The following is a 12,278-nucleotide window of genomic DNA, read 5'->3' on the forward strand; positions in this document are numbered from 1 at the left end:
AGTTTAACAAATATCGGGCGGAAATTAAATTTATTGGTGCTGCCGGAGCTGCCGTGATGCAGTGATTCCGGTTCGGTGATTCGGCGAAATTTATTGTGATAGCTGTTATGTAATCTGATTGTAATCTTATGCGTATAGAATTGACTTAATTATAACGATGTAACAACGGTGAGTTTATGTGGAAGAACCTACGCCGCTTCAAGGCACCTGATATAGACGATGAGCAAAGTCAAGCGGAGCAATTGCTGCCTGACTTAAGTCTTTATGACTTGCCGGCTATCGGTAACAGTCGGGCGACAAGTGAAACTGCATGCAGGATTGCCGATTTACCTTTTACGAAAGTGGAACCGCCTGCCGGGGCTGCCTATACCGATACGCCTGCGGCGGACTTAGCTTTACAAGTCCGCAGTTTATATCGCTACTATCAAACCGGAACGACAGTCGTGCGGGCGCTGGACGGTGTAAGCTTCGATGTGAAAGTGGGGGAATTTTGCGCTATCGTCGGCACTTCAGGCTCCGGTAAGTCCACCCTCCTGAATCAACTGGCCGGATTGGAGCCGGCAACGGCCGGAATTGTCCGTGTCTTCAATCGGGATATTGCGGCTTTGAACGAGAGAGAGCTGGTAGAGTTTCGGCTGCAGAACATCGGTTTTATTTTTCAATCTTTCAACTTGATTAAGTCTTTAACGGCGTTGGAGAATGTCTGTCTGCCGCTGGTTTTCAAAGGGGTAAATCCGTCTTTGCGGAAAAAAGCCGCTACGGTTTTACTGCAACAACTCGGTTTACAGAACCATGCCGGGCATTTACCGACGCAATTATCGGGCGGACAGCAGCAACGCTTAGGTATTGCGCGCGCTTTGATTGCCAACCCCCGGATTATTTATGCGGATGAACCGACAGGTAATTTGGACTCGAAGTCGGCGCAGGAAACTTTGAAATTGCTGAAAAAAATAGCTGCAGCCGGGAATAAAACAATTATCATGGTGACACATGACGAGCATTTGGCACAATATGCCGATCGGATTTTCAAAATCAGCGACGGCAAGCTGGTAGCTGTCAGCCGCGGCACCATTTCAGATAATGTAAATAAACAATAGAGGTTAAGAAATATGCGGAATAAGGGTAAAAAATATTTAACGGCAATTGTGTTGAGCGCTTTGCTTCTGACAACCGGTAATTTACCGGCGCAAACGGTGCGTGCTGCAGCCACTCCGACTGTTAAGCAGACTGACGGTCTTACAAGTTCGCAAAACTTCATGCTTAATGCGGAAAGTGTCCGGCTGGCGGCTTACGGTCAGGATTTGAATCTGCACTTAAGCTTTGTTGTGCGTGACCCTTTAACCGGTTATCCGGCAAGCAGCAGTAAGAAAAAAGTTCAATCGGTTTATTTGCAGCACAATGCCTCCGACAGCTTTCCCTTTGTTTTGAACATGCAGGAATATCCGGCATATTACGTCAGCTCCCCGTCTTTAGAACCTTCCCGTTTCCATAACGGCGGCGAAGCGTTGACTTATACTGTCAAATTCAATAATTTAACTGTGCGGAATGATGTGAAAAGTCAAACTTATACGGTGAATCTCTTAATTAACTATATTGATGAAGCTGATCCGGGCAAGTTGCAGCAGGAAGTTTTACCGGTTTATATCAATATGCAGGGACAAAAAGCGCCTAAGGATGCCAGAGTGCTTTTCCGCTGTGTGAACGACACTGTACCTAAGGGCACGCCCGGGCAGTGGGTACCGATTAAATTGGATTTGGCCAACTACGGTCTGGACACTGTGAAAATTTTGAGCGTAACTTTGCAGATGCAGGGCAGTCCGCTGATTTTCAATCAAGTTGACCAAACGGCACAGGTCGATGCGCCTTTGTATCCTGTAGGCGGTCGTTATTACAGTGAGCCGAACTTAAATAACGGCAGTATGTTGGAAGTCGATTACGGCAAATTTCAAATCAGCAAACAGGCCGCCGGCGGTATTCAAAGTGTCGCTTTTGAAGTGGTTTATCTGGATGCTATGCAGGTAATAAAAAAAGAAACGGTTTCCGCTTACATTGAAGTTTTGGGCGGTAACGGCAGCCAAAAATTGTTGCCGCGGGTTTTGATCAGCGGATACAGTACGGAACCGAAAAAAATTATGGGCGGTGAACCTTTCGCCTTAACTTTGAAGTTGCGTAATACTTCGGACATGACGGCAGTAAACAACATGCGCCTGAATATTTCTTCTCACGCCAACGGCGAAAAAACGGCTGAACCTTTTTTGCCGACAGAGGGTGCAACGGCCTTCTTTATCAAGCAGATTCCCGCCGGTAAAACTTTGGAATATAAGTTGAATCTGGTATCTGCCGCTACTTTGACGCAGAAGGCTTATCCTTTGAATGTCGGTTTGGAATATCAGGATGACGGTGGTAATTCTTACACAACAAACGAACAGGTTTCTCTGTATGTTAATCAAAAAGCCAGAATTGATTTCGGCAAGTTTGAGTTACAGCCGGATAATGCCCCCGTCGGCAGTGAAATCAGTGCTTTTTGTAATCTGATCAATAAAGGTAGAGTTTCTTTATTCAATGCGGAAATTAAAGCTCCGGCAGATGCGCCGTTTACAATGGAGCCGATTTATTTGGGTAATATTGAAGCAGGCGCTACCAAAGCCGTCGATGCCGCTCTCAAAACGACGCAAGCTTTCAGCGGCAAAAGTAAATTTATTTTATCGTATGAAGATGAAAGCGGTAATGTCAGCACGTTGGAGCATGAATTTGCTTTGAATATCAGCGATTTGCCGCAGATGAACGAAAATATGGCGAATTTGCCGCCGGGTGCTCCCGGTGCTGCAGGCAAACACGGGCCGGGAAATATGCATAAATCTCCGAGTAAAATGTGGGTGCTTCTGCTGACCCTCGTCCTGCTCGGATTAATTGGCACCGGCATCGGCATCTTTATCCGGCATAAACGGCGGAAACAACGGCATAAGCGCATCAACATTCCGGGAGAAGACTATTAAGAACGGAAACGGATAGAAAAATGAAAGTAAGTGATTTGATTAAATTCAGCCTTCATAATTTATGGCGGCGCAAATTGCGTACCGCTTTAACCGTTTCCGGCGTCATGATCGGTACAACCTCCATAGTTGTGATGATGTCGATTGCCATCGGTCAGACGGCCTATTTTTATGAAATGATGAATCAAAACAACGAATTGACAACAATTGAAGTCAGAAGCGGGAACAGAAGACCCGGAGGCAGAAACGGCGGCAGACGCAAAGGTCCAAACAGCCCGGGTGCAGGCGAAGTTCCTCCGACCGAGAAAATTCTGAACGATCAGGCGGTGCAGGAATTGGCAGCTTTGCCCGGGGTCGATAAGGCTTACCCGGTTTTGGAAAAGCCGGTATATTTCAAATGCGGTGCGTATATTAATCCTTACGCCCAAGTTGTCGCTTTGCCGCAGGCGGGACTGGACGATTTACAGATGAAAGTCCGCAAAGCCGACGGGAGCGAGGCGGAATTCAACAGCCGGGAATTTTCCCGAAATGAAATAGAATTTCTGGTCGGCAAGGAATTCGGCCGCAATTTTTATTTGCCGAAACAAAGGGATTTCGACTATGAAAATGGCGCTAAAATTGATTTTCTGCATAACAGCGTTGTGTATTTCCTCGACCCGGAGGCGATGAACAGACGGAATCAACCGGAAGCTGAGAAAATGCCCGGAGGAGAAAGCAAAACGCTTATTATTCCGCGGCGGCGTGCGGCTCGCTTTTATGGTGTCATGCAGCCGAAATCAAAAATGGATTTTCGCAGCACCTATATGATTTATACCCGCCTGGAAACGCTAACCAAAGAATTAAAGAAAGAGTTTCGCGGGCGCGGCTTTGATCAGCAAAAACTGAGCAAAAGCGGCCGTTGGTCCGGCGATATAACCTACAGCTGTATCAAAGTTCGGACAGATTCCTTGACTGCGTCGCAAAAACTGGTTGATGTGATTAAAAATCTCGGCTATGAAGCGCATTCCAATGCATCATTTATTAACGAGATGCAGAAGCAGCAACAACGGGCGCAGACTTTATTCGGCAGTATCGGCGGCATAGCTTTACTTGTCGCAGCTATCGGCATTGCCAACACGATGATGATGGCAATTTATGAACGCACGAAAGAAATCGGCGTGTTCAAAGTTTTAGGTTGTCCCATCAGTCGAATCCGCAATATGTTTTTATTGGAAGCCGGTTCTATCGGCTTTATAGGCGGCTCATTCGGACTGCTGCTCAGCACCCTGTTATCGTTGGCGATGAATAAATTACCTATTGTCGGTATGCTCTTGGGCAGTATGGCGGCAATGGGAGGCGAGAATGTCAAAATCTCGATTATTCCTTTGTGGCTTTACGGTTTTGCCTTATTGTTTGCAACATTAATCGGCGCTTTGGCCGGATTGTTGCCGGCTTTGAAAGCCATGCGCTTATCGGCTCTGGAAGCTTTGCGGACAGAATAAAGGCGATAAATAGTATAATAGCGGCAAAGGAGTGATAATTATGCGTTTTCTTCATTTGGCGGACCTGCATCTGGGTTCAAGCTTTGCTAATTGTTCAGAAACGACAAAGGCCGCTTTCCAAGTTAAACTTTGGCGTTATCTGGATGAGCTGTTGCAGGACTGTGAGAAGCGGCAGGTGGATTTGCTGCTTTTGGCCGGAGATGTGTTGGAGCCGACAGAATTAAGCGAGGTAAATTTACAGCGCCTGATTGCTCTTTTGCAACGCCCCAGAAACTTTTATATCGCAGCTGTTGCCGGCAACCATGACCCGTTATTACTCAGCTCACCTTGGCAAAAAATCAAGGCCCGGGTAAGTAATTTTCACTTGTTCGGCGAAGAATGTGAAACTTTGTATTTTCCCGCTTGGCAGGTAACAGTGTCCGGTGTCAGCTTTGCGGATTTTTATTTGCAGGGGCCGCTGATACCGGATGTAAACTCGGCCAAAATAGCTTATATCGTTGAAAAGAAAGATAACTTTACGGAAACACCGCTGCCTTTGGCGGAATTGCATAAGGTCAAAGACACTTGTCGGCAAATTTCTTTAGTCCATGCATCCCCCTGCTTTTCCCCGACCTTTTCCCGTTTACAGGCGGAGGTGGCGGATGATTATGCTTATAATCAAATCGGTGCGGAAGATGTGGCGCAAGCGGCATGTGATTATTTGGCTCTGGGCCATTTTCACAAACCGATAATCGCCGATTACAGCCGAAAATGGCAGGCAAATTTCATGGCGGATAAAGCGGATACTGTCATGTATCAGGCGGAATATAAGAAAACGGCAAACGGATTAAGCCTCGTACAGGTAGCTGCCGGGGATTCTCCTTTGCCTGTTTACGGCGGCACGTTACCCCTTTGGCCGGGCAATTTTTGCGGCCGCAATTTCGGAGAAAACGGCTTCAGAGGAGCTTTTTTCGGTGAATTTCAGGGTGACAGATTGAATTTGCAATGGGAAACGGCGCCTTTACCCTGCTATTATCAGCTGCAGGTTGAACTTGAGCAATTACAGGAATTATTCGCCGCTCCGGCAGACGATTTGCCGCCTGTTTGGCAAGTTGCGCCTTTTTACGCTCACTTTCTGCCACCTTTTACAGCTTCCGGCACACCGGCGGCATTTCGCCGAGACAATATTTATAAAATCGTGTTCAGCGGTAGAGCGGATGCTCAAGTTAAAGAGGCTTTAGCGGAACTTATCAACGAAATTAAGGTAGACTTGCCGGAATGTACGATTGAAGATAACAGTTGTCTGCAGCAGAATTGGGAAAATCTGTGCCGGCACGACAGCCTGGCGCAGCGACTTTATAATTTAGCCTTGAAAAAATACGGTAAAACAGCGTCCGAGCAGCCGGCATTACAAATTGCCTGGCAAGCTCTGGCGGAAGCCAAGAAGAAATCCAATCGTTAGGCAGGCGGAATAGTATGTATCTAAAAAAATTAGTAATTACAAGCTTCGGCAAGCTGCAAAATTATACGATTGATTTTGCTGAAAATGAGAGTTGCCTTTATATTTGGCCGAATGAAAGCGGCAAGTCGACGGTTTTAGCGTGTATAAAAGCTTTATTTTACGGCTTGGGGGCAAGAGGGAAAAAATTTAATTTATATAAAAAATACACGAATTTCGACGGTACATTACCGCAGGCGGCTTTAACTTTTGTGCATGAAAATATGACTTTTGAACTGATTCGCTGCTTCAAAGCGACGAACAGCAAAGACCTTGTGACTTTGACGAATTTGGACTTGGGCGAAAAAATTAACTTGCAGGGGCAGGAACCGGGCGAGTTCCTTTTTGCTTTAAGTGCCGAAAATTTCCAAAGTTACGTGCTGATAGAGCAGATGCGCCTGACTGATATCACCGCCGACAGTAAAGATGTGGTAGAAGCACTCAGCCGTTTGAGTATAAGCGGGCAAACGGAAGTCAATATTGCTGCAGCGCTGGCCGATTTGGAGAGTGAAAGTCGAAAACTGGAGAAAAAGACGGGCCATGGGGGCTTGATTCCGGAAACTGAAGAAAAAATAGAAATATTGCAAAAAGCGGAAGCGACGTTCAAGCAGACAAAAGCAGCGGCGGAGGCGGCGCAATTGCAGGCGGACGAAGAATTACGGCAAATTAATATCCGGCGCCGAGAACAGAGCGAAGCTTTGCAACTCATGGCGAAGTTCAGGGAAATGCAGGCGGAGCAGCAAAGCTGCATACAAAAAAAGGCGGAACTGGAAGCGCAACTGCACCTTTTAAGTCGGAATATTTGGGAAGAAACGGATAAATTGCAGCAGCAATTGCAGCAAGCCGAGAAAAATTTGACGTCTGCACAAGTACTGGTAAAACTGGGCGAAAAAGATATTACTTCCCGGCTGGAGCAGATTACTCTGTTACAGGAAGAATTAAAACGCTTACAAACGAAAAAAGAGGAAAAGTTGCAGCAGTTACAATTATGCCGGGACCGGCAGTTACAGCTGGAGGCACAAAACGAAGAATTACGCCGACAACAAACGGCTTTAACGACGCAACTCAGCGAAAATCAGGCGGAAAAAGAAAAGTTGCAAAGCGAGAAGCGGCAACTTCAAGCTCGAAAAGTGCTTGCGCAACGCCTGAAAATCTCGGTCGCTGCGACTTTAATAGCAGCTGTAAGCAGCGTAACGGCGGCTATCTGCCTGCCGCCAAGCTTATTTTCGCTTGCAGCAATAGGAGCGGCTTTGACTTTACTGTTGCTTATAGCCGTCGGCTATTATTTTGTGCAACTGAAACAGGTGCCCGGTGTGAATTTAACGGCGACGGAAATTAACTTAAGAGTAGAAGATTTAGCCAAGGCCGAAATAACCTTGTTGATAAAAAAATCGACGCTTGAAAACAGAAATGATACGCCGATTCCAACTGAAGATTCAGCCGCCTTACAAAGCGCTTATGCGGAGATTACGACTAAAATAGCCGCATTGCAGCAACAAATCCAAACGCTGCATACACAAAATGAGCAAAAAAAAGCGGAAACGGCAACTTTACGCGGCGAGAAAATCCCGCAAATTGAAGCACTCTGCGCAAAATTGCGGACGCAGATGGCAAAAGTGAAAGCAGACGGCGCTGCCAAAGCGGCAGAACAGCAAAAAAGAATTAGCGCACAGACGGAAACGGCAGAGGCGACAAAAGCACGGATAGCAAGCGGCGAAAAATATTTCACAGCCTGTCACAACTTACTGCTGTCTGCCGGTCTTAATCCGCCGCCTGAGGCCGAACTTGCCGCTGCTTCTTACGTCGATCAGCTCAACATATGCCAGAAATATCTGCAAAATTATTTACAGGCGACGGGTGATAAATTATTGGAACTTAACAACAATTATCAACTGAGCAGCCGTCGTATCACCGAGTTACAACAGCAGATTAAGGCGGATTGCGAGAAAAAAGCACAATTGGAAGAGTACAGGCGGAAATTGTGTAAATACCGTCAAAGACAGCAGGAACTGACACAGGCCTGCGAACTGCTGGAGGAACTGCAAAGCGACTTACAAAAAAACTTCAGCCCGAAATTGTGTCAGGCAGCCGGCAAGTATTTAGCCTGCATGAGTAATCAGCGCTATCAGGAAATTACAGTTGACAAAAGTTTGAAGATTCAAGTATTATACGACAATATTACGCGAGAAACGGCGGAATATTTATCAGGCGGCGCCTATGATCAGATATATTTAGCTTTGCGCTTGGCATTAGCGGAAATGCTGTTGGATAAATTCAGTATGCCTTTACTTTTAGATGACACATTGGTGCAGATGGATGCTGCGCATCAATGTGCGGCTTTACAGGCTTTGCAGGAATTTGCCGCTGCTAACCGGGTACAAATAATTTTCTTTACTTGTCACGATTATATGAAAGATAGCGTGAAGAAAGCACAGCTTACTTGGAGGGTAATATCGTCTGCCGCTGAAGAATAAGGAGAAAGAATGGCATTATTCAAAAATAAACAGGAAAATCTCGACCTTTTGCAGGGACATATTACTACAACTTTATTGCAATTGGCACTGCCGATAATGACAACCGGTTTCATCCAAATGGCTTACAGTCTGGCGGATGTTTTCTGGTTATGCCGGGTGGAAAGCGGTCTGGTAGCAGCCGGTACCTGCGGGATAGTTCTGTGGATGTGTGACGGGTTCAGCTCTTTAACCAAAGTCGGGGCGGAGGTCAAAACGGCACATTGTCTGGGGCGTAAAGAAGGAGAAGAGGCGCGCGCCAATGCAGTTATTTCTTTACAAAGCACTTTTTTAATCGGAGCTTTGATTTGTTTGATTTTTTGCGGGGCTTATCAGGCGATAATCGGCTTTTTTCATTTCCAAAATCAACATACCGTACAGGCGGCGGAAACTTATCTGAAAATAGTCGGTTTCGGTCTGCCCTTTGCTTTTGTCGGTAGGACTTTAAGCGTTATCAGTATGGCCAACGGTAACAGTAAAATGCCGTTTTTGGTAAATACTTTGGGCTTAGTTGCGAATATTATTCTGGATCCGCTGTTAATTTTTGTCCTGGATTTAGGCGTTGCCGGAGCGGCATATGCTACGGCTTTTTCTCAAATTACCGTTTGTATTGTGATGTTTATTTTTTTGCGGAAGCAGGCAGCATTCAGACATTTGCACCTTTGCCGTCGCTTTTCCGGTCGCTTGCTGCTGCAAAATCTCAAGTTGGGTTATCCTGTGGCCTTGCAGACGATTTTAGTCAGTATGGTAGCAATGGGTATTACAAGGATTGTCAACAATTTTGCCGAAGCAGCTATAGCGGCGCAACGCTTGGGCGTACAAATCGAATCTTTGTCCTGGTTGACAGCCGAGAGTTTCGGCGGAGCTTTGACAGCGATGGTGGCGCAGAACTATGCGGCGATGAAAATGCAGCGTACTTATAATGTAATTAAGCGTTCTTTGTGGTTAATTATAGGCCTCGGTTCCTGTATAACTTTGATTTTATATTTTTATCCGCACATTCTCCTGGGGATTTTTACAAGCGAAACAGATGTTTTGCATTACGGAACGGAATATTTGCGCATTATTTCCTATTCCCAGGTTTTTATGTGTCTGGAAATAATTATTGCAGCTGTCTATAATGCCTTCGGACGTACGAAATTTCCGGCTGTCGTCGGAGTTTTGTGTACTGCTTTGCGGATCCCTGTTGCTATGTATCTTTCAAGCTTTTACGGAACGGCAGGTATTTGGTGGGCTTTGACAATCTGCACGATATTACACAGCTTTATTATGATTGCAATAATCGTGTTGACTTTGAGCCGGATGAAATCCGAATACGGTTTAACTTGAGACGGAAGCGGAGACAGCGGTAGCCGATGAAGCAGGCAGAAAAGCTGAATTTTTGTTATTATAAAGTGAGATATAAAATACATATTGTCAGCAGAGAGAGGTAATATGGCTACTAAAGGTAATTTACTGTATGCTCAATCAGGCGGTCCGACAGCAGTTATTAATACTAGTGTTTGGGGGGCTTTACAAGCGGCACAAGCTTGTGCACAAGTAGGTGAGGTTTACGCCGCTTATCACGGAATTCAGGGTGTTCTTGCCGGCGAACTTTTCGATTTGGCGGCGGAAGATCAAGTGCAGTTTACGAAAATGCCTTATACGCCGGGAGCTGTTCTGGGCAGTTGCCGCTATCGTCTGAAACAAGAAGCGACGGAAGATTATCAGAAAATATTGGATGTTTTCCGACGCTACAATATTCGTTATTTCCTGTACAACGGCGGGAACGATTCGATGGATACCTGCAATAAGCTGCATCACTTTTTTCAGGAGCAAAATTATGAATGCGCCGTTATCGGCGTGCCCAAAACCATAGATAATGATTTGGTTCTGACCGATCATAGCCCCGGCTTTGCCAGTTCCGTACGCTGCGTATCCACCTTGATGGCGGAAGTGACAGTTGATGCCTGCAGTTACACGACTCCGCAAATATTGCTGTTTGAAATTATGGGGCGCAATGCCGGTTGGTTGACGGCAGGCAGCGCTTTGGCGAGATTAAGCGGCTTCGGGCCCGATTTAATTTACTTACCGGAACGGACCTTTTCTTTGGAGAACTTTTTGCAGGATGTCACAAATTTGCAGGCGCAAAAACCGCATATTGTTATCGCCGTTTCAGAAAGTCTGCGCCTTGCCGACGGACGTTATGTCAAAGAATTGAGCGGCACGAAAGAACATGATGTTTTCGGTCACGAACAGATGGGCGGTGCGGCCCAACTTTTAGCAGCCTATTTGAAGAAAAATCTCCATACTAAAGTTAGAGCCATTGAATTTTCACTGGTGCAAAGAGCCGCCTGTCATTTAGCTTCGCAAGTTGATCTGTATGAAGCTTATCACGTGGCGGAACATGCCGTGAAATTGGCGGTAGACGGTGTCAGCGGCAAAATGGTGGCCTTACAGCGTGAGTCCGATCAGCCTTATCAAGTCAGTTACAAGGCGGTGGATTTGGATGCTGTAGCGAATGCCGAGAAAAAGTTGCCGTCATCCTGGATTAACGCTGCCGGCAATGATGTTACAGATGAATTTGTTCGCTATTGCTTACCGCTAATAAGCAATAGAAAAGATGCGGGACGTTATGATGTGCCGTTAGAGTTAACAGATAACGGCCTGCCCGGTTTCGCCTACCTGAAAAAGCAACTTCTGTTATGAGTTGCAGGTGGGAAGAGTTTCTATTAACTCCGATTGCAGAAGAGCGGTCGGAGTTTTTTTTCTGAATAAAGCTTAATAATTTTATTGCTGCAACAGTTGCGGCGATGCATCGAAGTGGTGAATTAATCATAAATATATCGTTGACTTTTTAAACATATGAGGTATAATTAAAACAATTAACAATTAAACAAAATTGGGGGTTGTTAAATATGAGAGGTACTCGGGAAAAGTTAGGTAGTTTAGTGTTAGTTGCTACAATGGCAGTATCATTTACTTTGTCGGCATGTGCTTTGTTCAGGGAAAAACGCTTTGATGTTGCAAAAACGAAGCCTCAGGTTACTTCAAATGTTATGACAAATTCAGTTCCCGGCGGTAACTCGGCGGCAGGTGAAGAACATTATGTAAACTTGGATAACCGAGACGGACAGCTTAAAATTGAAGTTGCAGAGCTCAAAGTTAAGTTGTTACTGCCCGCAGGCTGGCAAATAAAAAAGAAGAAATATCAGTCGCCCGCAGATAAAGTTGCCGGTTTAGCTATGGACGGCACAGGTAGACATGAGATTTATAATACGACAGGTGATTTGGTTTGGGCGATTTCTTATCTACCGTATGAAGATTATCCCGGTCAGGAGAAAAATTTACAGGCAATTTATAATCAAGTAGCACTCGGCAATAATTATCGTTTTGTTTTACGTCCGGAAGAAAAGGATAAAGGTGGAGATAAGCTTAAAATTTTAGAAGAAACGAAAGAAAAACAGGTTATTTATTGTATGCATTATAACGGCTTTGTACACAATAAAGAGCAGCAAATTTCTCCGGGGGCTTTAGTTCGCTTCAAGCAGAAGCATCTTTTCATAGCTGTTTATGGGTCTGCTATGAGCGGAGAAAAAGAAATTTGCGAGTTTGCCCGCAGTATCAGCTTACAGTAGTAAGATGATTAGAACGGTGATAATCAGTCTATCCGACTAAGCGGTCGGATAGGCTTTTTATTTTGGCACGTACATGTTCAGCATAAGCCGGCAAAACTTAAATGACATTTCACTATAGCGGCGATGCATAGTTGCAGCTTATGAATAATGATAAAATAAAAAAATGCGCTTTGCCGAGTCTTTTTAATTGCGCTATAATA

The 12,278-nt window shown here is 45.3% G+C and carries 8 protein-coding genes; all 8 read left to right on the forward strand.

The genetic code is table 11. The features are described 5' to 3' along the window. Nucleotides 1–176: 176 nt before the first annotated feature. The 8 genes from PYS60_RS00290 to PYS60_RS00325 all read left to right on the forward strand — a co-directional run bounded on the left by PYS60_RS00290 (nt 177) and on the right by PYS60_RS00325 (nt 12,078). Complete coding sequence (locus tag PYS60_RS00290; protein ID WP_315569803.1) at nt 177–1,097, forward strand: ABC transporter ATP-binding protein; 921 nt, start codon at nt 177–179, stop codon at nt 1,095–1,097. 12 nt (nt 1,098–1,109) lie between these two features. After that, nucleotides 1,110–2,996, forward strand: a complete 1,887-nt coding sequence (locus PYS60_RS00295) for a COG1361 S-layer family protein (protein ID WP_315569805.1) — start codon at nt 1,110–1,112, stop codon at nt 2,994–2,996. Between the two features lie 20 nt (nt 2,997–3,016). After that, nucleotides 3,017–4,474 (forward strand): ABC transporter permease, encoded by a 1,458-nt coding sequence (locus PYS60_RS00300; protein WP_315569806.1) that lies wholly within the window; start codon nt 3,017–3,019, stop codon nt 4,472–4,474. Nucleotides 4,475–4,514: 40 nt separating this feature from the next. Beyond that, nucleotides 4,515–5,915 carry a metallophosphoesterase family protein gene (locus tag PYS60_RS00305; RefSeq protein ID WP_315569807.1) on the forward strand — a complete coding sequence of 467 codons (1,401 nt, stop codon included), beginning with the start codon at nt 4,515–4,517 and terminating at the stop codon, nt 5,913–5,915. A 14-nt stretch (nt 5,916–5,929) separates the two neighbouring features. Next, nucleotides 5,930–8,425: an AAA family ATPase gene (locus PYS60_RS00310; protein WP_315569809.1), complete on the forward strand. Its 2,496-nt coding sequence runs from the start codon at nt 5,930–5,932 to the stop codon at nt 8,423–8,425. A 9-nt stretch (nt 8,426–8,434) separates the two neighbouring features. Then, nucleotides 8,435–9,790, forward strand: coding sequence for an MATE family efflux transporter (locus PYS60_RS00315; RefSeq protein WP_315569811.1), 1,356 nt, complete (start codon nt 8,435–8,437; stop codon nt 9,788–9,790). Nucleotides 9,791–9,895: 105 nt separating this feature from the next. Beyond that, nucleotides 9,896–11,149 carry a 6-phosphofructokinase gene (locus PYS60_RS00320; protein ID WP_315569813.1) on the forward strand — a complete coding sequence of 418 codons (1,254 nt, stop codon included), beginning with the start codon at nt 9,896–9,898 and terminating at the stop codon, nt 11,147–11,149. 209 nt (nt 11,150–11,358) lie between these two features. Further along, nucleotides 11,359–12,078 (forward strand): hypothetical protein, encoded by a 720-nt coding sequence (locus tag PYS60_RS00325; protein ID WP_315569815.1) that lies wholly within the window; start codon nt 11,359–11,361, stop codon nt 12,076–12,078. The last annotated feature ends 200 nt before the right edge of the window (nt 12,079–12,278 follow it).

It is taken from the genome of Amygdalobacter indicium, assembly GCF_029101545.1.
In the GTDB taxonomy this organism is placed as follows: Bacteria; Bacillota; Clostridia; order Saccharofermentanales; family Fastidiosipilaceae; genus Amygdalobacter; species Amygdalobacter indicium.